At 71.5% G+C, this 21,602-nt stretch carries 15 protein-coding genes and 2 pseudogenes; 10 read left to right on the top strand and 7 right to left on the bottom strand.

The genetic code is table 11. The features are described from left to right. Positions 1 to 16: 16 nt before the first annotated feature. A complete protein-coding gene (locus ACH4K4_RS33130) occupies positions 17 to 1,015 on the bottom strand; it encodes an MDR family oxidoreductase (RefSeq protein WP_398172558.1) in 999 nt (332 codons plus the stop codon). Positions 1,016 to 1,144: 129 nt separating this feature from the next. Between ACH4K4_RS33130 and ACH4K4_RS33125 the strand changes: the two genes are divergently transcribed. Beyond that, positions 1,145 to 1,990: a LysR family transcriptional regulator gene (locus tag ACH4K4_RS33125; protein WP_398172556.1), complete on the top strand. Its 846-nt coding sequence runs from the start codon at positions 1,145 to 1,147 to the stop codon at positions 1,988 to 1,990. 36 nt (positions 1,991 to 2,026) lie between these two features. Then, a complete protein-coding gene (locus ACH4K4_RS33120; RefSeq protein ID WP_398172554.1) occupies positions 2,027 to 2,383 on the top strand; it encodes a hypothetical protein in 357 nt (118 codons plus the stop codon). On the opposite strand, the gene ACH4K4_RS33115 is transcribed toward ACH4K4_RS33120, so the two are convergent. Beyond that, positions 2,365 to 5,028 (bottom strand): tetratricopeptide repeat protein, encoded by a 2,664-nt coding sequence (locus ACH4K4_RS33115; protein ID WP_398172553.1) that lies wholly within the window; start codon positions 5,026 to 5,028, stop codon positions 2,365 to 2,367. The genes ACH4K4_RS33120 and ACH4K4_RS33115 overlap by 19 nt on opposite strands. 616 nt (positions 5,029 to 5,644) lie before the next feature. Here ACH4K4_RS33115 and ACH4K4_RS33110 point away from each other — a divergent pair. Beyond that, positions 5,645 to 6,409, top strand: coding sequence for a methyltransferase domain-containing protein (locus ACH4K4_RS33110; RefSeq protein ID WP_398172551.1), 765 nt, complete (start codon positions 5,645 to 5,647; stop codon positions 6,407 to 6,409). 390 nt (positions 6,410 to 6,799) lie between these two features. On the opposite strand, the pseudogene ACH4K4_RS33105 reads toward ACH4K4_RS33110, so the two are convergent. Further along, positions 6,800 to 6,865, bottom strand: a pseudogene (locus ACH4K4_RS33105) (hypothetical protein); the annotation flags it as partial. 49 nt (positions 6,866 to 6,914) lie between these two features. After that, positions 6,915 to 7,043: pseudogene (locus tag ACH4K4_RS33100) on the bottom strand (hypothetical protein); the annotation flags it as partial. An 825-nt stretch (positions 7,044 to 7,868) separates the two neighbouring features. Here ACH4K4_RS33100 and ACH4K4_RS33095 point away from each other — a divergent pair. After that, positions 7,869 to 8,180 carry a hypothetical protein gene (locus tag ACH4K4_RS33095; RefSeq protein ID WP_398172549.1) on the top strand — a complete coding sequence of 104 codons (312 nt, stop codon included), beginning with the start codon at positions 7,869 to 7,871 and terminating at the stop codon, positions 8,178 to 8,180. 425 nt (positions 8,181 to 8,605) lie between these two features. Here ACH4K4_RS33095 and ACH4K4_RS33090 read toward each other — a convergent pair whose 3' ends face one another. From ACH4K4_RS33090 to ACH4K4_RS33080, 3 genes are all read right to left on the bottom strand, one after another. Continuing rightward, positions 8,606 to 8,854, bottom strand: coding sequence for a WhiB family transcriptional regulator (locus ACH4K4_RS33090; protein ID WP_398172547.1), 249 nt, complete (start codon positions 8,852 to 8,854; stop codon positions 8,606 to 8,608). Between the two features lie 217 nt (positions 8,855 to 9,071). Continuing rightward, complete coding sequence (locus ACH4K4_RS33085) at positions 9,072 to 10,073, bottom strand: SMP-30/gluconolactonase/LRE family protein (RefSeq protein WP_398172545.1); 1,002 nt, start codon at positions 10,071 to 10,073, stop codon at positions 9,072 to 9,074. Positions 10,074 to 10,187: 114 nt separating this feature from the next. Continuing rightward, a complete protein-coding gene (locus ACH4K4_RS33080) occupies positions 10,188 to 11,561 on the bottom strand; it encodes a DUF5685 family protein (protein WP_398172543.1) in 1,374 nt (457 codons plus the stop codon). 346 nt (positions 11,562 to 11,907) lie between these two features. On the opposite strand from ACH4K4_RS33080, the gene ACH4K4_RS33075 reads away from it, so the two are divergent. The 6 genes from ACH4K4_RS33075 to ACH4K4_RS33050 all read left to right on the top strand — a co-directional run bounded on the left by ACH4K4_RS33075 (position 11,908) and on the right by ACH4K4_RS33050 (position 21,576). Next, positions 11,908 to 13,851 carry an ABC transporter ATP-binding protein gene (locus ACH4K4_RS33075; protein WP_398172541.1) on the top strand — a complete coding sequence of 648 codons (1,944 nt, stop codon included), beginning with the start codon at positions 11,908 to 11,910 and terminating at the stop codon, positions 13,849 to 13,851. An 82-nt stretch (positions 13,852 to 13,933) separates the two neighbouring features. Beyond that, a complete protein-coding gene (locus ACH4K4_RS33070; protein ID WP_398172539.1) occupies positions 13,934 to 14,641 on the top strand; it encodes a DUF4328 domain-containing protein in 708 nt (235 codons plus the stop codon). Between the two features lie 77 nt (positions 14,642 to 14,718). Next, complete coding sequence (locus tag ACH4K4_RS33065) at positions 14,719 to 15,594, top strand: hypothetical protein (RefSeq protein ID WP_398172537.1); 876 nt, start codon at positions 14,719 to 14,721, stop codon at positions 15,592 to 15,594. 176 nt (positions 15,595 to 15,770) lie between these two features. Continuing rightward, a complete protein-coding gene (locus ACH4K4_RS33060; RefSeq protein ID WP_398172535.1) occupies positions 15,771 to 16,958 on the top strand; it encodes an alpha/beta hydrolase family protein in 1,188 nt (395 codons plus the stop codon). A gap of 236 nt (positions 16,959 to 17,194) precedes the next feature. Further along, positions 17,195 to 18,361 (top strand): exonuclease SbcCD subunit D, encoded by a 1,167-nt coding sequence (locus tag ACH4K4_RS33055; protein ID WP_398172533.1) that lies wholly within the window; start codon positions 17,195 to 17,197, stop codon positions 18,359 to 18,361. After that, positions 18,358 to 21,576: an AAA family ATPase gene (locus ACH4K4_RS33050; protein WP_398172531.1), complete on the top strand. Its 3,219-nt coding sequence runs from the start codon at positions 18,358 to 18,360 to the stop codon at positions 21,574 to 21,576. Before ACH4K4_RS33055 ends, ACH4K4_RS33050 begins: the two co-directional genes overlap by 4 nt. Positions 21,577 to 21,602 lie beyond the last annotated feature (26 nt).

Raw genomic sequence — 21,602 nt, 5'->3', positions numbered from 1 at the left:
TCCCTTACCTGCGTTTTCAGACCTGCCGGATCGCGTCGACCACGATGCGGCCGGTGCCGTTCCCGGCGAGGAGTTCGGCTGCCGCTTGCTGGGCGTCCGTGAGCGGGACGATGCGGGTGATGGTGTCCAGGAGCGCGGGGCGGAGATGGCGCACGAGGCACTCCCAGGCCGCCTCGCGACGGCTGACGGGGGTACGGACCGAGTCGATCCCGACAAGGGAGATGCCGCGCAGAATGAACGGCAGGACATTGCCGGGGTACTCGGCGCCCGCGGCGAGCCCGCAGGTGGTGGCGACGCCAGAGTGCTGGAGCCCGGCCAGCGCGCCGGCCAGGACACTCCCTCCGGCCGCGTCGATCGCGCCTGCCCAGCGCTGCTTGCCCAGGGGCCTGCCGGGAGAGGTGAGTTCCGCCCGGTCGACGACATGGGCAGCCCCCAGTGCCGTGAGATGTTCCCTGAGCGTGTCAGGACGTCCGGTGGCGGCGATCACCTCGTAACCTGCTCCGGCGAGCAACGCGACAGCGATCGAGCCGACGCCGCCACCGGCACCGGTGACCAGTACCGGCCCGTTCTCGGCGCGCGCGCCGTGTCGTTCGAGCGCGAGGAGGCTGAGAGCCGCGGTGAACCCGGCCGTGCCGATCGCCGCAGCCTGCCGCGGGCTGAACGGGTCGGGCACTCGGACGAGGTCGTCGCCATTGACCACGGCAAGGCCGGCAAGTCCGCCGTGCAATTCCTCACCGAGCCCAGCGCCGTTCAGGGTGACCGTGTCACCTTCCCGCCAACGCGGATGCCGGGAAGCAAGCACTTCCCCGGTGACGTCGATGCCGGCAACGAGCGGGTGACGGCGAACCACGCCGGGCCGGCCTTGCAGAGCGAGAGCATCCTTGTAGTTGATGCTGGAGTAGTGCACCCGTACGCTCGTGTCGAGAGCGTCCAGCATCTCGATGTCGAGCTGTTCGAACGTCGCGCGCGGCCCGTCCGCAGTGTCCCGCACGATCCATCCGGTGAATGACGTCATGCCGCATCCTGTTCTCTCTCGGTCGGCGATCCCTTGATTTCCACGGTAGGAAGCCGCAATGCGCGAGGGAAATGCCTGTCACTGCACCGCCATGCGCGCTGGGCATAGGGGCCCATTAGGCTGCGGGTCATGGAGGTAGAGCTGCGGCATCTGCGCGCGTTCGTCACGGTCGCGGCACGGCGTACGTTCACGGCAGCAAGCCGCGAGCTGCTGATCACTCAGCCGGCGCTGTCCCGCACGGTCCAGCAGCTTGAGGAGACGGTCGGGACGCGGTTGCTGGACCGCACACCGCACGGCGTTGCACTCACCGCGACGGGCGGTGAGCTGTTCGAGCGGCTGCGCGGTGTACTGCGCGACCTCGACACGGCCCTGGCCGCCGCAGGCGGGCACGCGGGGCTGCGGATCGGCTTCCAGTGGGCATTGCCCGATCCGTGGACCAGCGACCTGCTGGCCGCGTTTGAAACCGCCACCGGCGCGAGGGCGACTCTCCTGCGGCGCGACGACATCGTCGCCGCCCTGCACTCGGGCGATGTCGACGCCGCATTGGTACGGGGCGACGTCCACGCCTCCGGCATCACCAGCATGCTGCTGTTCGAAGAGGACCGGCTGGTCGCGGTTCCCGCCGGGTCACCGCTCACGGCCGGCGCTGAGCTGAACTGGTCGGAGTTGCCCGCACACCCCCTGGTCGTCAACACCGTCAGCGGAGCGACGAGCCCGGGTGACTGGCCGCCGGAGAAGCAGCCCGCGCAGGTAGTCGAGTGCGGCAGCTACGACGAATGGCTCGCCATCATCGCCGCCGGCCGCGGCATCGGCTCCACCACGATCTCCGCCGCCCGGGCCCACACCCACGCCCGCGTCACCTACCTGCCCCTGCGGGACGCCCCGCAGGTCGCCCTCCACCTGCTGTGGCCGACCCGCCGCACGAACGACCCGCTCCTGCGGCGCTTCCGTGAACTCGCCCACTCCCTTGCGTGACACCGTCTCGGTCCGTTGCGGAAGTAGATCTTGGTCGTGGATGATCACGCTTCGTGGGACGCGGTGCTCTGCACCGGCTCGGCCGGCGGCGAATGCGCTACAGCGGCCCGACGGCTGTCCGTACGCCCGCGGTTCTGGGACGCGGCGGCCGACGCGTGGCTGGCCGATGACGCCGAGGGCCTGGACCGGGCCTGGGACGACCTGATCCCTGAACTCGGTGCGGACTACGACGCCTACAGCAACGTCTTCTCCCTCGGCTGGGCCGCCTCAAGGTCGACTTGTCGCTCCCAAGCGAGTCCCCACGGGCTCGAACCCTTCCAAGGCCCGGAAATTCCGCCTTCATACGTGTGCAGGGGTGATGACTTGTCACCCCGTTATTCGAGCAACATCTGATCAAGCCTCCGGCGCAGGAGCTGCACCGGTTCGGACGGCAGGCAGAAGGCCGCCACCGCTTCCTCCAGGTCGTCCATCGTCTCCCGCAGCCGAACGGTGACCGGCCCGGCGCGGAGAAAGCTCTCCAGCGTCTGCTCGGCCTTCGCCCAGCTCTGCAGAGCGCACTGGATGATGAACCGCATCGCCGCTGCGTCCGTGCGGGTGGTGAAGCCGCCGACAGAGACGTCACCGTACAACTGCTCGGAGCGCGACAGCTCTTCCTCCCAGCCAAGCTGGTTGGTCACACGCCATACCAGGGCCACTTCATAGCGTCTCCAGGCCTCGGTCGGACCCGGCCGTCCCGGGGTCAGCAGATCACTGAGGGCGTCGTCGTAGCGGCCCAGGAGCCGGTGGAGCCTGCCACGGTGAAGTTTCGTCCAGGTGTCGGCGGGGTCGAGCTCGACGGCGCGGTGGAGGTCGGCAAGTGCTGCCTCGTAGCGGCCCTGGAGCCGGTGTGTCTCCCCGCGGTGGACGTACGGCCAGGAGTGGTCGGGTTCCAGCTCGATGGCGCAGTCGAGATCCGTGAGTGCTTCCTCGAACCGGCCCAGGTACCGGTAAGCCTCACCGCGCATGACATACGCCCAGACGTCATGGGCGTCAAGTTCGACGGCGTGGTCGTGGTCCGCGAGAGCCTCTTCGAAGCGCCCCATTCTGGCGTACACCCGCCCTCTGGCAGAGTGTGATGAGGACCTGCCAGGCGCGAGGGCGATGACGCGGTGGCAGTCGGCGAGGGCGTCGTCGTACCGTCCCAGGTGCGCATACACCCCGCCTCGGCTGCTGAGAGGAACGATGGCACCGGGGGCGAGTTCGATCGCCCGGGTGTAGTCGGCGATGGCGTCGTCATAGCGAAGCATGACCGTGTAGGTGGTGCCGCGGAACAGGTAGGCATCGGCATGGTGGGGTTCGAGTTCGATGGCGCGGGCGAAACCGGCCAGAGCGTCGTCGTGGCAGCCTTTCCACATCTGCATCCAGGCACGGCCTACGTGCGCACGGACCAGGCAGGGCTCCAGAACCAACGCGGCGGTGTAGTCGGCCAGAGCAGGTTCCACATCGCGCACGTCACGGTGTTCGCGTCCGCGCAGGGCATACGCCAGCGCACGGTCGCCGGAGTCGAGCTTCCCGCTGGCAAGCAGGCGGCTGAGCACGGCGGCGATGCCTTCCTGCCCACTCTCCAGGGAGGCCAGCGCATCTTGACCCCACCGGCTCAATGCTGGTGCGTCGGTGTCGCAGCCCGCCCGGTACAGGGTCTGCGCCCAGCGGCGCAGGGTGACGGGGCTGTGGGCGTAGGCGTGCAGAAGTTCGCCGAGGGCGGCGGGCAGGGCGCGGTGCGGGTGTGCACACAGCCGGTGATAGGTCTCCCGCAACCGGCACTCGCGCCACCACTGCTCTTGCCACCACTGCTGCGGCGGACGGTCATCGCCTTGCTGTTCGCGCAGGCGCCGCTGGGCGCAGGTGTCGGCCAGGAGGATGTGCCGGCGCTCCCACTGTCGGGGGGATTGCGTACGTTGCAAGCGCAGCATGGCGTCGCGTACGACGTCGTGGTAGCGGCAGCGTCCGGACCGGTCAGTGACGAACGGCCGTCGGCGCAGCCAGTCGAAGACCTCCGCTCCACCCTCCTCACCGGTCAGCAGCCGGCAGGTGTCCTCGTCCAACTCCAGCGGCAGGGCGCACGCCAGTGCCGCTGCGCGCCGAGCCGGGTTGTTTTCCCAGCGCAGGAACCGTTCGACGGCGGTGCCGCTGGGGTCTCCGACGTCTTCGGCGGTGGCGGGGCGGGCCTCGGCCAGCAGATGAACCAGCACCGGCAGCCGCCCGGACAAGCGCAGGATCACCTCGATGACCTGCTCGTCACGAATGTCCCGGGTGGCCAGTAGCTGGCGTGCTTCGGCCTCGATGAAGATCTCAAGTTCCAGTTCGTGCACCAGGTCCAGGTGATCACTCCAGACGGTGGGGGAGAGGCGGCCCTGTCCGGCCGCGACGACCATCACGCCGGCGGGCAGCTCTCCGTACCGCTCCTCGATGAGGACATCCCGCAGCCATACGTCCAGGAACGTGCCGGTGTACTCGTAGGTGTCGAAGAACAGCACCACCCGACCCACCCGCTGCGCCGCCTCCCCGACGGCCTGCACGAACAGCGGCGTCAGCACCTGAAGCGGAGAGAGCACCATCTGGGCGTCGTCGCGGTTGCGGAAGCGGGCCGCGAAAGCCGCGCGGACCCGGTCGGCGCCGAGCGCCACCTGAGCGGGGTCCACCGCCCCGACGAACGGCCCCGCGCCTGGCACCATGCCCAGCCCCGCCAGCCCGACCTGCGACGCCACCAGACTCCCTGGCGAGGGCCCCGGCCCCGGCCGCTCACCGCCCCCAGCCTCCTGCGGCGCCCCGTCGCCCTGCGGGGACGCGGTAGCGGCTTCGGCCTCGTGGCGCCGCTGCCGATAGGCGGCCAGCGCCTTGTCGAACTCCTTCGCCCCGTGCCCCTGCCGCGCCAACTGGCCAATGATGGTCTCCATCGCCTCCACGGCATCGGCGATCGCATCGCCCACGTACGCCGTGGCCGCGCCGTGCTCGCCGGCGATCGCCTCCCACCGCCGCACCAACGTCGTCTTGCCCACACCGCCAGGCCCACGCACATGAAAGAAGAAGTCCGCCGCCTCATCCTCCGGCGAGCGCTCCAAGTTCTCTCGAAAGACCGACAACTCGCTGCGCCGGCCCACAAACCCGTCACGCCGCCGGCGCCGGATCAACTCCCGCCGCGACACACCCCCACCCCGCTCCGCCACACCCTGCTCCCCTCCTGCGGCGAACATCCGAGTCCATCTTGGCCCTCACCGAGCCCCTTGCAGACTCGTCGCGCGATGCCAAAAGCGGTTTCTCCGGCCGGCGCAGCGGACGAGGACCCGCATGCCGGGCCAAGGCTGGTGTGCCCTTACCCGAAGTGCTTATCGTGGACCGTCCCAAGTGCTCGTGGAGGTGGCGATGGGCGGGGAAGACGACCGGCAGTCAGGCGACGGGCAGGTCGGCGGCCCGTACTCCTCTCCCGGCCAGCCGGGTAACCCGGTGCCGGAGCCCGACGACACCGACGACGAGGACTAGGCCGGCCGCGCGATGCCGGTGACGGCCGAGAGCCTGCGCGCCCGCTGCGCCGAAGAAATGAGCCGCCACCCCCGCGGCTTCGCCGGCCAGGCCTGGCTCCATCGCGTGTTCCTGGACGTACCCCGGGAGCACTTTGTGCCAGACCGGGTGTGGTGGCCCGTTCGCGGCACCGACGGCCTCTACCGCATCTACGACCGCACCCAACAGCCCCGGGCCTGGCTCAAGGCCGTCTACCTGCCGGGCATCCCGCTGATCACGCAGATCGACGACGGCACAGTAGCGCCCACCGGCCCGGCCGACGGCGCCTTCACCTCCAGCATCTCCTCACCCAGCGTCGTGATCGAACTGCTGCGCCACCTCGCACCCGAGCCTGGACAAAAGACCCTAGAAATCGGCACCGGCACCGGCTACACCACCGCTCTACTGACCCACCGCACCGGCGACACCAACGTCACCACCATCGAGATCGACCCCCGCCTCGCCCATCACGCCCAAACCCGCCTGCATGCCCTCGGCTTGCACCCGCACCTCATCACCGGCGACGGCGAACAGGGCCACCCGCCTAACGCCCCCTACGACCGCATCCTCGCCACCGCCTCCGTACGCACCATCCCCCCGGCCTGGATCGACCAGTTACGCCCCGGCGGCCTCCTGCTCGTCCCCCTGGACAGCCCCTTCGGCCACGACCTCCTCCTGCGCCTGGAGGCTGACGGCCACGGCCAGGCTCACGGACGCTTCATCGCTCCGGTGGAATTCATGCGTACCCGCGCCCAGCGCACCCCCCGCTCGCACGTGGGCCTGGGCTGGCCACCGGATGCCTCCCCCGACCAGTGGCAGTACCTGCACGTCACCGTCGGCCCAGCAGGCCAACACATTCACCACCACGCATCCGCGCCGTGAGATCGAAACCGCCGTGCACCGCCGCTGTGTGTCATGTCGAGAAACCGGCCGCCCGCCGCCTGTATGCCCGCGGCTCTGAGAAGTGGTGGGTGGCCGAGGTGCCGACTCGCGCACCAGCGTCCGGGGACCTCTCATCTTGGTGTCCTGGCTTCGAGGCGTCCGGCGTGTGCAGATGAGCGACTGTGCGGCGCGGTGAGCGCGAGACGAGGGGGACATGAACCGCAAAACTGCCCAGTTGAGAGCGGCGGTTGGGGCAGGATCACTGTTTCTCCCACACGGGTACCGATGGCAGGCCGAGCTGTGCGCGAGCACGGTCGGTGAGTTCCTGCACGAGCGTTGTTTTGGCTCGACGTACAGCAGCCGGTCAGTCATCCCGTTGGCGTGCGGGTGGAAGCCGAGGCTGGCGAACGCCGCCTGGTGTGGTGCAGCGTGCGTGAGGTCGTGGACGGCGGCCATCAGGTCGATGACGGGCTTGGCCGCCAGCCCCGGGACCGGCGGTCGAGCCGATGTGCTCGATTTCCACGAACAGCCCAGGTGCCGCTGTCCGGAGAGCAGCAATAGCGGTAGCGGCCTGCTGGGGCCAACTCGGGTCGTAGTTGGCTATGTAGATGCCGCTGGACTCTGACACGGCCATCATCCTGGTCGACGCACGCTGCGATGTCCACCGAAGTTCTGCCCAGCCCAACACTTGCCCTCACCATCCAAGGTTGGAAAAGGCTCACTGGCTGCCCCAATCGCCAACGGCAGACGAGAAAGAGCCGCATTGCGGCGCGCGCATGGCATGGAACGTTACGGCCTCGCTTGTGCGCCCCGAAACGCCGGATCGGTAACCCGGCGAATTGCAGCAGAGGCCGGCTGGCCGGACGGCAATGTTTTCGCCGCGAGACTGTAACGAATTCTTCGAGCGTCGGGTGTTTGTACGCGGGCTGGGCAGCGTCGGATGAGGGCGTGTCTCTGCGTGGGGGTGCAACATAGGCGATGATCGAGGAGTACGCAACGGCCGCGCTTCTGGGCGAAGCGCTCACCTGGTGCTGATGAAGAATACGCACGCACTTGAGCAGCTTTTGTCCTGACGCTGCCTGTTGTCTGGCGCCTCAGTCCCTCTGTAGGCCGGTTCACAGGTACAACCCGGTGTCAGGGACCGCTCGTTCGACGTGCTTCAGGACGCTGAAACGTGACTTGCCCAAGCCTGGACGGACGCCGCTGGCGTGGCGAATTCGTTGAGTCGCGAGACGGTGCTATCCCCTCAAGGACGGGGACCCATCCACTCTCGAAAGTACCGAGCAACGAGTGCGCCTTCACGTCCTTCCTCGTCTCGGTCGCCAGCCGCTGAACCACATAGGCGCGCAGATCCTGCGCACCTGGATGAAGCGGCTTGAGCGGGATTTTGGTCCGACCTTGATCCGGCTGGTCTGGGCGTCGCTGTCCGGCTGGGCGTGTGCCGGCCGTTCGCGCGGCAATGCCGGACCGCTATTGGCTGCTTGTTGTGCTCGGAGCGGGGCTGCGGGTGGGGCTGCGCCAGGGTGAAGCCTTCGGACTGAGCCTGGAGGGCATCGGCTTCGCCGACGATGTCGTCTATGTCCGGCGCCAGGTCAAGCGTGTGGGCTCCACCCTGTGCTTCGCGCTTCCCAAGGGCCGCAAGGCCCGAGATGTTCCTTTGCCGTCAAGCGTGGCTCGGGACATTCAGCGGCACACGGAATTTTTCGCGCCTTTGCCGGTGACGCCGGTGGAGGCAAGCATCGGAGGCCGAGGACGTTCGATCTCTTGGTGACCGGGCGCAGGCGCAGCGCGATCGATCGCAAGAGCTTCAACACGTATGTGTGGGAGTCGGCCTTGGTCGGAGTAGGTGTGATCGCTCCGCTGCAAGAGGGCCGCTCAGGGCGTTCTTGTGTGTGGGAGCCGTCCGGGGAGCACGGCTTTCATGCCTTGCGCCGCTTCTGCGCCTCCGAGGAACTGGAGACCGGCGAGTCCGTCGTCTCCCTGGCGTGGTGGATGGGGCACTCGGACCCCGGCTTCACGCTGCGGACGTACTCCCGCTTTCTGCCCCGCGCCGGTACACAGGGCGCTGTCGCCATTGACGCGATCTTCGGATGGTTCGGGTTGGGTCGCACCGAGTCCGGCCTTGGTTCGGGGGCGAATCAGCTGGTCTCGGCCGGTGCGCACAGTCCCAGAGAAGTCCCACAGCTCCGGCGCCCCTCAAGCTGCCCGGCGCTTGCGTTGACGGTGGATGGTGAGCTTACGGCGCTCCTCCTCGTCCGTACCTCCCCAGATGCCGTAGTTCTGGCCGGTTTCCAGGGCCCAGTCCAGGCACTCGGCGGCCACCGGGCACTGGTGGCACACCGCCTTGGCGTCCGCGTGTTGTTGGGCGGCGGGGCCTGTGACCCCTACGGGGAAGAACAGCTCCGGGTCCTCGTCCAGACACGCTGCTCGCTGCCACCATTCCATGATTGCCTTCCCTCGCCGAATCGCCGGGAGATCCTTGCCGGTATGTGCAGGGCCCCAGGGCAGCGCGTCGCGGGGCCGGGCCCGCGCGCCGGACGGCGCGTCAGCCGGCCCGGCGCCGAATGCGGCGGGCTCTGTTGGGTCCGGCTGTTGTGTCCCACTGTTGTTTCTGACGCCCGTGGGGACCTGGATGCCTCCCGGGTGCCCGTCTCACAGGGGTTCAACCACGTGGCGCGGGCGGCGATTCGCACACGGCCAGAGCGCTTTCGTGCAGGCTGCCCAGGATCAGGCGGCCGTCGTGTTCGAAGACGCTGGTCACCATGCGGTAGTGCGGGGTGCGGCGGCGCAGCGAGTGGACGACGCGCCCTGCCGCGTCGACCGCCAGGACGCCGGCGACCGGGGCCGGGCGCGGCCGGAGGTGCCGGGCCAGGCGCCAGGCGGCGTTGCGGAGTGCCGGGTGCGCGCGCTGGAGCCGTTCCAGGGCGGTGGAGCGCGGGCCGGCCAGCGCGACCCAGAACAGGCCGCCGGGTCCGCGTGACATGTTGTCGGGGTAGCCGGGCAGACCGTCGGCCAGTACGTCGCGTTCGCCGGCGCGTGGGCCGGTCAGCCACAGGCGGGTCAGCCGGCGGGAGCCGGTCTCCGCGACGGTGACGAACGACTCGTCCGCCGCCAGTGCGACACCGTTGGCGAACTGCAGGCCGTTCAGCACCACTTCGGGTGCGCCGCCGGGGCGTAGCCGGATCAGCTGGCCCGTGCCGGAGTGTTCGATGATGTCGCCGAGCCAGTGCTCCAGGGGGTAGCGGCGGCTGGAGACGCTGAAGTACAGCGTGCCGTCGGCTGCTGCCGTGACGTTGCTGCAGAAGCGCAGCGGGGCGCCTTCGACCGTGTCGGCGACCGTTTGCACCGAGCCGTCGGACGGGTCGACGCGCAGCAGTCCGCGCTGCGCGTCGCATACCAGGACGCCGCCGTCGGGCAGCGGTTCCAGTCCGAGCGGCCGGCCGCCGGTGCGGGCGATCACCTCGGCCGCCGGGCCGCCGGCGCACCCGCCCGTGCCTCCGCCCGCGCCGAACGGGTCCAGCCGCAGGATCCGGCCGTCCTCGACCCCGGTCAGTACCCGTCCGGCCGCGTCCACGACCACGTCCTCCGGCCCTCTTCCGTCCAGTGGGACCGACCGCAGCGGGGGCAGGAGCCTGGGCGTACGAGTCTCACATGCGTTGGCCATGGCTCCCTGACTACCCGCACCCGCCGTCTCGTACCAAGACCGGGACCGTGTCGGCCTTGGTGCCGGACCGTGCCGCGGGAGGGGCGGACCCCGCGCGGCACGGCCGGTCGGGAATCAGCAGTCGCAGCACCCGTCACAGCAGCAGCAGTCCGGGCAGCAGTCACAGCCCTCGCAGCTGTCGCAGCAGTCGCAATCCCGGCAGCAGCCCTCCTGCTTCTTGCGTGACCACGGGCCTTCGTACTCCTTCGCACAGCACAGCTGGCAGGTGCAGCACAGTCCGATGGCGACCGCGCAACCGGCCAAGAAGCCGCGGGGCTTCTTCGGCGGCCGGGGGGTCAGGTCCGGCAGCCCGCCGTTCCCCGGCCCGCCGCCCGAGCCGCCCCAGCCTCCGGAACCGCCCGAGCCGCCGGAACCGCCCGAGCCGCCGTGGCCGCCGGGCGGTACGGGGCCACTCGCGTAGGGGCTCTGCGGCCCGTTCAGATTCTGCGGGCCGTGGGTGTACGGGCCGCCGGCCGGTGCCTGGCCGTACTGAGGGGCCGCGGGGTAGGGCTGTGGCTGTCCGTACCCGTTGCCGTACGGGTTGCCTGTCTGGCCGTCGTACGGCCCTGCCGCGTGCCCCTGATGGGAGCACGAACCCGTACCGAAGGCGCGGTCCACCGACCGCCGCAGCTCGTGCACCAGCAGGGCGTGCACCAGAGCCGGGTCGGTGAACTCCACGTCGCGCAGCGCGAGACGGATGCCGCGCAGCGCGTCGTCGCACAGCCGGCGGGCCTGCGCGAGGTCGGCGCCGGTGGCGGTGAGCGGGTTCCAGGCGCCCTCGGCGGCGTCTGCCGCGCGGTCCTCCACGGCGTCCAGGAGGTGGGCCAGGCGGCCGAAGAGCCGGCCCGCCTCGGCCAGCGGCGCGGCGTTGCCCGGCCGCCCCGCGATGGCCGCGGTGTGCGCGAAGGCCGCGGCGGTCGCCGTCTCGGTCGGTTCGGTGATGGCGGTCAACGGCGTGCCGGGGCCCGCCAGTTGCTCGATGCCCACCTGCCGGTCGACCGCGTCGACGAGTACGGACGTGTCGAACCCGAGCGTGGCGCCGGTCCGCGCTCCGGCCCGGTCCCAGCCCGCGGCGACCTTGCGCGCGGCGGCGGCCACGGGCCGGCGGCGCAGCAGCCCGTTCCGGTCGGCGACGTGGTCCCGGATCTTCGCCGAGGCGAGGACGAGCGAGACCGAGGCGGCGAGCCGTGCGCCTTCCCCCTTCGCCACCGAAGCCGTCCGCATGCCGCGCAGCGGGCAGGGCCCGGCGGTGCGGCGCCGGGCCGCCAGCCGGCCGGTCTGCGCGTCCGTCAGGACCGACACGATCAGGCCATCGTAATTGGTGACAACCCGGGCGAACTGCCCGTGGTCGCCGCGCAGGGCGAGGCACAGGCCGCACAGGTGCGCCATCCATTCCGCCTTGAGTCCCTGGGACAGGCGGTGGGTGCAGGGCCTGACAATTCCGAACACGTGAAACGAACCCCCGTAAGTCGTTGGTGGAGACCGGCTGTGGCGGAAATCGTATTACCCGGTGTGGCCTGGGCCGGGCGTGGTGGGTGGTGACGGCCGGGACTGCCTGGGCCGGGTGCCGGGGTGCGGGAGCGAACCGGACGGGGCAAGCACGGGGCAGGGCGAAACCAGTCAAGGGAGACACCATGAGGAATGCCGCAAGGAAACCGACCGGTCCGGCCGCGGTGCCCGCACGCTCCGGGAGGGCCCGCCCGTGCCCGGCCCGCGCCCGGCCCGCCCCCACCGCCCTCCCCGGGCCGGGGGCCCGATGAGGAGCCGCCGCGCCGGGCCACGCCCCAAGCTGCCGGTGTCCGAGAGCGAGCGCGTGCTGTTCGGCGGCGCCCTGCGCTACGACCTGTCGTTCACCCGCCACGAGATGCCGATCCTGCGGATGAAGCTGTGGACGATGGCCCGCCAGTTCCCCGCCATGATGGGCGCCGTGGCAAAGGGCGCCTGGCGTGAGGACCGCACCGCGCTGGTGGCACTGCTCGGCGCGGAGATCGGCCAAGGTTTCCTGCGCGCCTTCACCCTGGTGGCCACCAACCAGGTGCTGCTGGCGCTGTTCGCCGCCGGGCCCACGCCCGCACGGCTGGGCCAGGCGCTGCCCGCCCTCACGGCCATGGCGGTCGTCGCGGTGCTGTCCTCCCTCCTGTCCGCGGTGTCCACCGCGGCCTCCGGGCAGTTGGAGCCGAAGGTCGAGCGCGTCTGCACGGCCCGCTTCTACCGGGGAGTGATCCGCGTCGAACTCGCCGCCCTGGAGGACCAGCAGGTCCACCGGGCCCTGGACGCGGGCCGGTTCGGCACCGACTCCATCCGTATGATGCTCGGCTCCTCCATCCTGGTCCTCAACGCGCTGATCGGCCTGGCCGCCGCCGCGGGGGTGCTGCTCCTGCTGCACCCGCTGCTCGTACTGATGCTGTTCCTGGTCGCCGCGCCCAAGGGATGGGGCGCCGTGCTCTCGGCCCGCCGCCAGTACGAGTCCCGGCACACCTGGATCGAGCACCGCCGCGCCATCTCCGTGATCACCCAGAAGCTCACCGACCAGGCGTGCGCCGCCGAGATCAGGGTGCACGGCGCCGGCCGGCTGCTGGTCGACGCGTACGCGGACATGTCCAGGACGATGGAGCGCGAGCAGCAGCGGCTGTCCCGGGCCGAGGCCGCGACGCAGACCGTCGCCTCGATGGGCTCGGGGTTGGCGGCGCTGGGCGCCTACGGAGTGCTGTGGCTGCTGCTGACCGGCGGCGGCATGCCGCTGGCCGTGGCCGGCACCGCCGTGATCGCCGTACGGTCGTCCAGCGCCAGCCTGATGTCGCTGGTCATGCAGTTCAACCGGCTCTACGAGGAAGCCATGTACCTCAAGGACTGGGAGGACGCCTGCACCACCGCCCGGCGGCACGCCATCCCCGAAGGCGGCGTACCGCTGAAGGGGCCGTTGGAGGAGGTGCGCCTGGAACGGGTCTCCTTCACCTACCCGGGGGCCGCCGCTCCGGCCCTGCGCGAGGTGGACCTGACCATTCCCCGCGGCACCGTCGTCGCCCTGGTCGGGGAGAACGGTTCCGGCAAGTCCACCCTCGCCAAGCTCGTCGCCGGCCTCTACCTGCCCACCGGCGGGCGGCTGCTGTGGAACGGCACCGACGTCGGCGAGGCCGACCGGGAAACCGTCTTCGACCAAGTGGCGCTGCTGGCGCAGGACTTCCCGCACTGGCCCATGACGGCCCGCGCCAACATCCACATCGGCCGCAGCGACCAGCGGCTCGACCAGCGGCGCGTGGAACGGGCCGCCGAGGGCGCGGACGCCACGGATGTCGTCACCTCCCTGCCACACGGCTGGGACAGCCTGGTCGTCAAGGGCTTCGAGCGCGGCACCGAGCTGTCCGGCGGGCAGTGGCAGCGTCTGGGCGGCGCCCGCGCCCGCTACCGCGAGGCGTCGCTGCTGGTCGTGGACGAGCCGACGTCCGCGCTCGACCCCAAGGCCGAGATCGAGACGTTCCAGGCCCTGCGCGACCTCACCGACCGGGGCACCACGGTTCTCCTGATCACCCACCGGCTCGCCGCCACCGCCACCGCCGACCTCATCTACGTCCTCGACGCCGGCCGGCTCATCGAACAGGGCACCCACCCTGAACTCATGGCCCTCGACGGCGGCCACTACCGTTCTCTCTACGAGATCCAGGCCGCCCAGTACTCGGTCGTCGCGGCGGATGCGGGAGCCGCGAGCCGATGTGCGATGTCGGCCGAGGACGCGCAATGACCGCGCGCGTCCGCCCGGCCGGTGGTCTCGGTGCGGCGGCCGTGTTTGGCGTACGCCGCTCGCTGTGAGAAACAATGACCGGGTGAACGATCGTATAGCACCGTCCTCCCTGCGCCCGGTCCGCACGGCGGCCCGCTGCGCTGTGGCCGCCCTCGTCCTCGCCGGTGCCGCTTGGGGGGCCCGGGCTCTGTGGCACGTCAGGCTCGCCGCCGCCGGGGTGCCGGCTTCCGGACTGCCGGACCAGGGCGACGGCCGGCACCGTCCGCCGACCGCGCTGGAGGACGCTTACCACGTCGTCAGCGCTCTGGGGGACATGGTCACGGTGCTCTGTGCGATCACCTTCTTGATCTGGCTGTCGCGCGTCCGGGACAACGCCCGCGCCCTCTCCGGACAGCCGCCGCGCTACGCCTGGCCGTGGGTCTACGCGGGCTGGATCGTCCCCATAGCGAACCTGTGGGTGCCCCGCGGCATCGTCGCCGACATCCACCGTGCGAGCGCCCCGGGAGAGCGGCTGCCGCGCTCCGTGAACTGGTGGTGGGGCCTGTGGCTCGCCGGGATGCTGAGCGGGGTGGGTTTGATGTATACGAATTCGACGGACCAGGTCATCGCACGCGCCTACGAGAACGTACAACTGCTCCTGGTGGCCGACGCGGCCGTCGTAGGCGCGGCAGTGGCCGCGATATTCGTCGTCCGCTCCCTCACCGAGGCGCAGCAGCAACGGGGCAACGACGCGGCGCTGGTGGTGCCGTCAAGTGGTGTTCAGGGAGCGGCGGGTGGCCGTCTTGGGTGATTCATCCGCGTACTGCGGGGCACTCGCACTTCCATGACGTGCGGGGGACTGTCCGGCATTTCGCCCAGGAGGTCACTGTGAGCACAGCGAGAACACGTCCGCGTCTCTTAGCGGTGGCGGCGGCCGGGACGCTGTCCCTGGCCACCGTCGCCGGGTGCGGCGGTACGGACGACAAGGGGTCCGGCAAGGCACCGGACCAGAAGGGCAGCGCACCGGCGGCGCCGACCGGGCCGCAGGCGGTGCGGGCCGCGCACCAGAAGACCACCGCCGCCAAGACCGCCAGGATGACGCTGACCACCGTGGCCCGAAGCGGCGGTGCCAACGCGACGGTCCGCGGCTCCGGCCTGGTGGACCTGGCGAAGGGCAGCAGCGATATGACGCTGCTCTCCGGTAACCAGGAGATCCGCCAGCGCCTGGTGGACAGCGTCCTCTACCAGCAGCCGCCCGCCCAGCAGCGGAAACAGCTGCCGCCCGGCAAGTCGTGGCTGAAGGTGGACCTGGCGAAGCTGGCGGCGCAGTCCGGCCAGAGCTCGCAGTACGAGGACCCGGCGGCCTCGTTCAACTACACCAAGGGCATCAGCGACAAGGACGTCACCAAGGTGGGCACCGAGACCATCGACGGTGCGGCCACCACGCACTACAAGGTGTCCGTCGACGTGGCAGAGCTGGCCAAGGGCAACACCCGGCAGGCCGAGCAGCTCAGGAAGCAGCTCGGCGACCGGCTGCCGCTCGACATCTGGCTGGACGAGCAGGGCCGGCTCCGCCAGGAGAAGATCTCGGTCAAGCCCCGGACCGGGCAGCAGGGCAACAGCGGCGCGCGGGCCGCTGTCACCACCACCTTGAAGTTCGCCGACTTCGGCACGGACGTGAACATCACCGCACCCCCGGCGAAGGAGACGGTCGACATCACGGCCAAGGCCGCGAAGCAGGGGCAGCAGACGTCGAAGACCTGACGCGTTCCGCGGTCGTACGACTGAAGGCGCCGGTGCCCGGACCGGCGCCTTTCCCGCGCGTGACGTCACTCCGCAGAGACACCGGACGTAGCGCCCGGGAGTGATGACGGTTACGGCACCGGGTCCGTAGATTTCCGTCGGCACGTCACCGACGACACATCTACGAAAGGAAGCCGATGCGCCGCAGATCGATTGGCCACAGATTCCTGCCCAACGCGGCAGCAGCCATGGTCTTGGCCGCCACCGTCTGCGTTTCCGCTGCCACCACCGCACATGCGGGAAACGTAACGCCGAGTCGGCCGGACGCTTCGTCGCAGCGGCCGGCGGAAGCCGGGCCGACCCTGCCCGCGCCCGGCGGAAAACATCCGATCGGCATGACCACGGTGCACTTGAAGGACCCCAAGCGGGCCGACCCGTGGGTTCCCGGCGAGAACCGGGAACTGATGGTCTCCCTCTGGTATCCGGCCGTACGGCCCTCGAAAACCCCCGCGCCGTACATGACCGCGGCCGAATCCAGGGAATACCTCAAAGAATTCCTGGAGACCAGTCCCGTGCAGGTGCCGCCGGAGATTCTGAGTACCGTGGGCACCCACGCCACCGTGGACGCCGAACCGGCCGGGCGGCGCGGCGGGCTCCCGCTGGTCGTGGTGTCGCCCGGCTTCGGGATGCCGCGCGCCACCCTGACCGGGCTCGCCGAGGAGCTGGCAGGGCGCGGCTACGCGGTCGCCGCCGTCGGGCACAACTACGAGGCCAACGGCACCACCTTCCCCGACGGACACACGACGCCCTGTGCGGCGTGCAAGGGCAAGGACTGGCCCAAGGTCGGCGCCGTCCGCGCCCAGGACGTCTCCTTCGTGCTGGACGAACTCACGAAGAAGAGCCCGGCATGGCGAGGCGGGAAACTCCTCGACACCGGCCGGATCGCGATGGTCGGCCATTCCGCCGGCGGTTTCAGCATCGTCCCGGCCATGCTGCGGGATCCGCGCATCAAGGCCGGTGTCAACATGGACGGCAATTTCCACTACCCGAACGACCTCCCCCTGGACCGCCCGGTGCTGATGATGGGCGATTCCGGCCACGTACCCGGGGGCACCGACACATCCTGGGGCGACACCTGGAAAGAGCTGACCGGGTGGAAGCGCTGGCTGAGCGTCGACGGCATGGAACACCTCTCGCTCACCGATCTGGCGGCGCTGACGAAGAAACTCGGCATCCCGTTCCAGCCCCTCGACGGTGACCGCTGCGACGCCATCACCCGCGCCTATGTGACCGCGTTCGTCGACAAGCATCTGCGCGGAAAGGACAGCGCCCTGCTGAACGGGCCTTCGGCCCGGTATCCGGAGGTGAAGTTCCACCAGCCGTAGCCGGGCGGGCGCTCCGGCCGCCGGGGCGGGGCGCTCCCGTCGAAGTGAGGCGCGTCACACGGCCGGGCGGGCTTGCCGCGCGCTTCGGGGCCGTCCCGGCGCGGATGGCAGACTGAGGTCGGTGAGGGGCGCGGTACCCGCCGGTGCCGGCGTGGCCGGTGCGCAGTGCGGCGGCCGGCGTGACCCGGCGCGCGCAAGGAGCGGAGGAGCATAAAAGTGCAGGTCGAGGCGGTCTCGTGAGATTTCTGCACACCTCCGACTGGCACCTCGGGCGCTCGTTCCACCGGGTGAACCTGCTCGACGCGCAGCGCGCCTTCCTCGACCACCTCGTCGAAGCGGTCCGTACGCACGACGTGGACGCGGTCCTCGTCGCGGGCGACGTCTACGACCGGGCCGTGCCGCCGCTCGCCGCAGTGGAACTCTTCGACGACGCCCTGCACCGCCTCGCGGAGCTGGACGTACCCACCGTCATGATCTCCGGCAACCACGACTCCGCCCGCCGGCTCGGCGTCGGCTCGGGCCTGATGCGGCGGGCCGGCATCCACCTGCGGACCGACCCGGCCGCCTGCGCCACCCCGGTCGTGCTGCGCGACACGCACGGCGAGGTCGCCCTGTACGGGCTCCCGTACCTCGAACCGGCCCTGGTCAAGGAGGAATTCGGCGCCGCGCGGGCCGACCACGCGCAGGTGCTGGGCGCGGCCATGGACCGGGTGCGCGGCGATCTCGCCGGCCGCCCGGCGGGCACCCGCTCGGTGGTCCTCGCGCACGCCTTCGTCACCGGCGGCGCGCCCAGCGACAGCGAGCGCGACATCACGGTCGGCGGCGTGGAGTCCGTACCCGCGTCCGTCTTCGACGGAGTCGACTACGCGGCCCTCGGCCATCTGCACGGCTGCCAGACGATCACCGACCGGGTCCGCTACTCCGGCTCGCCGCTCGCCTACTCCTTCTCCGAGGAACGGCACCGCAAGTCCATGTGGCTCGTCGACCTGGACGCCGCGGGTGCGGTGACCGCCGAGCGCCTGGACTGCCCGGTGCCACGGGCGCTGGCCCGGCTCCGGGGCAAGCTGGACGACCTGCTGGCCGATCCGGCGCTGGCCGCCCACGAGGAGGCGTGGGTGGAGGCGACGCTGACCGACACCGCACGCCCGCACGAGCCGATGGCCCGGCTGGCCAAGCGCTTCCCGCACGTCCTCAGCCTCGCCTTCGAGCCCGAGGAGGGCGCCGCCCGCTCGCTGGCCTCGTACGCCCAGCGGCTGCGCGGCCGCAGCGACCAGGAGATCGCCGAGGACTTCGTGGCGCACGTAAGGACCGGGCGCGCCGTGGACGAGGAGGAGCGGGCCGTGCTGCGCTCCGCGATCGACGACGTACGGGCGGGCGACGCGCTCGGGGAGGTGGCGCGGTGAGGCTGCACCGGCTGTCGGTCACGGCCTTCGGGCCGTTCGGCCGGACCCAGACCATCGACTTCGACCGGCTCTCGCAGGCCGGTCTCTTCCTCCTCCACGGGCCGACCGGCGCGGGCAAGACCTCCGTCCTGGACGCGGTCTGCTTCGCGCTGTACGGGTCCGTGCCGGGCACGCGGCAGAGCGGGCAGGCGCTGCGCAGCGACCTCGCCGACCCGCTGACGCCCACCGAAGTGGTCCTCGAACTGACCGTGGGCGGACGCCGGCTGGAGATCACCAGGCTGCCGGAACAGCCCCGCCCGAAGAAGCGCGGCACCGGCACGACCCGCGAGAAGGCCCAGAGCCGGCTGCGGGAGTACGTGACCGGTGACGGCGGGGCCGACGGCGGCACCGGGGACGGCCGGGGCCACTGGAAGGCGCTGAGCCGGTCCCACCAGGAGATCGGCGAGGAGATCGGCCAGCTCCTCGGCATGAGCAAGGAGCAGTTCTGCCAGGTCGTCCTGCTGCCGCAGGGGGACTTCGCGCGCTTCCTGCGCGCCGACGCCGAGGCCCGCGCCCGCCTGCTGGGGCGGCTCTTCGACACCCGCAGGTTCGCCGCCCTCGAAGAGCAGCTCGCCATCCGCCGCAAGGCGGCCGCCGACCGGGTCACCGCCGGTGACGACCGGTTGCTGGCGCTCGCCCACCGCATGGACCAGGCGGCGGGGGAGCCGGCCGACCTCGCCGATCCGTCGGTCCCCGCGCCGGGGCGCGCACCCGAAGCGGCGGCTCCGGCAGCGGGCCGCCGTGGCGGTACGGGACGGGCGGCGCGGACTGCCGGTACGGGCGCGGCCTCCCAGGGCACGGCGACCGTCACCGCCCTCGTACCGGGGCAGTACGGGCGGGGGGCCGACGCGTCCGCCGCCGTGCAGGCGGTCGAGGCGCCGAGCCCCGGCGAGCCGGGCTTCGCCGAAGCCGTACTGGTACGGGCGGCGGTGGCGCGATCCAGCGCGCGCGAGCGGTACGACATCGCCCGGCTCGCCGTACGCTCCGCCGAGGCCGCGGAGGCCGCCGCCCGGGCGCGGGCGGACGAGGAGCGTGAACGCGACCGCCTCCAGCGGCGGTACGCCGAGGCCCGGCGGCGCGCGGCGGCGCTGGCGGCGCAGTCCGGCGAGCGGGACCGGGCCCGGGACCGGCTGGTGCGGGCCCGCGCGGCTTCCGAGGTCGCCCCGGCACTGGCGCTGCGCGACGCCGCCTGGCGCGAGCACGAGACGGCACAGGCCGCCGAGCGGCGCGGCCGGTCCCAGCTGCCGCCCGACCTCGCGGGCGCGGACGGCGAACGGCTCGCCGCGCTCGAACGCGAGCTGCGACAGGACCTCGGGTCGCTGACCGCGGCCCGCCGCGCGGAGAGCCGTGCCGCCGACATCGGCCGGGAGCGCGCCGGAATCGAACGCGAGGCGCGCGCCGACGAACAGACACTGCTGGACGCGGCTGCCTGGCTCGCGGAGTGGGAGCCGGTCCACCAGGAACACCAGCGGCGCATCGAGGCCGCCCAGGAGGCGGCGGCCCGCGCCGAACAGCTCCACGCGCAGCTCGACCCGGCCCGGCAGCGGCTGGAGGCCGCGCGGCGGCGCGACCGGCTCGGGAGCGACGTGCGCGCCGCCGACGAGGAGGCGCTGCACGCCAGGGAACACTCGGCGGCGGCCCGTGAACACTGGCTCGACCTCAAGGACCGCCGCCTGCGCGGCATCGCCGCCGAACTCGCCGCAGGACTGGAGGACGGCGCGGCATGCGCGGTGTGCGGCGCCACCGAGCACCCCGCCCCCGCCCGTACCGAAGCCGGGCACGTGGACCGCAGGGCCGAGGAAGCGGCGCTGGAGGCCTACCGGCAGGCCGAGGCCGTACGCGAGGAAGCGGAGCGTGCCCGCCAGCCCCTGAAGGAGGAGCTGGCCGCCGCGACCGCCACGGCAGGCGACACGCCGGTCGCCGAACTCGCCCTCGCATACGAGGAGTTGCGCGAAGAGTATGCGCGCGAGCGGGCCGCCGGCGCCGGCCTGCACGCCGCACGGGAGGCGTTGTCGCGCGCCGAGCGGGAGTACGAACGCCGCCGCACCGAACAGCAGGAGGCCGAGCGCCGGGCTGCCGCGCGCACCTCCCACCGCGAGGCCCTCGACCGCGAACTCGCTGGCCTCGAAGAGGAGTTGGCGGAGGCGCGCGGTGACTGCGCGAGCGTCGCCGACCGAGCCCGGCGCCTGGACCGGCAGGTCGCGCTGCTGGCCGACGCCGCAGCGGCGGCCCGTACCGCCGAGGCGTGCGCCGAGCGGCTCAAGGAGGCCGACGCGCACCTGTCCGACACCGCCTACCGCGCCGGATTCGACACCCCGCACGACGCGTCGGCCGCGCTGCTGAGCGACGCCGACTGGCGCGAACTGCAACAGCGGCTCGACCGCTACCAGGCCGAAACCGCCGCTGCGGAAGCGGAGTTGGCCGACCCGGAGGCGGTCGCGGCGGCGGACCTGCCACCCGCCGACCCGGACCGGGCACACGCCGAGCTGGAGCACGCGAGCCGCAGGCTGCGCACCGCGGGCGCGGCACACGCGGCCGCCGAGGAACGCTGCGCCGAACTCGTCCGGCTCGGCGCGCGGGCCCACTCAGACGCCCGCCGGCTGACCCCGCTGCGCACCGAGTACGAACGGGTCGCCCGCCTGGCCTCGCTCGCCGCCGGCACGTCGGCGGAGAACGAGCGGCGGATGCGCCTGGAGTCCTACGTCCTCGCCGCCCGGCTCGAACAGGTCGCGGCCGCCGCCAGCTCGCGCCTGCACCGCATGTCCTCCGGCCGGTACACGCTGGTGCACTCCGACGAACGGGCCGGCGGCGCCCGCCGCTCCGGCCTGGGCCTGCACGTCATCGATGCCTGGACCGGCCACGAACGGGACACCGCCAGCCTCTCCGGCGGCGAGACGTTCTTCGCCTCACTGGCGCTGGCCCTCGGACTCGCCGACGTCGTCACCGACGAGGCGGGCGGCACCCGCCTGGACACCCTCTTCATCGACGAGGGATTCGGCAGCCTGGACGAGCAGACGCTGGACGAGGTGCTGGACGTCCTGGACTCACTGCGCGAACGGGACCGCAGCGTCGGCATCGTCAGCCACGTAGCGGACCTGAGGCAACGCATCCCGGCCCGCCTGGAGGTCGTCAAGGACCGCGCGGGCTCGTCCGTACGCCACCGGGTGCCGGACTGACCACACGCTACCGCCGTACGGCAGTA

Origin of the sequence: Streptomyces sp. NPDC017529 (assembly GCF_044329785.1) — a bacterium.
Lineage (GTDB): Bacteria > Actinomycetota > Actinomycetes > Streptomycetales > Streptomycetaceae > Streptomyces.
This window is presented reverse-complemented; position numbering and strand designations above follow the sequence as displayed.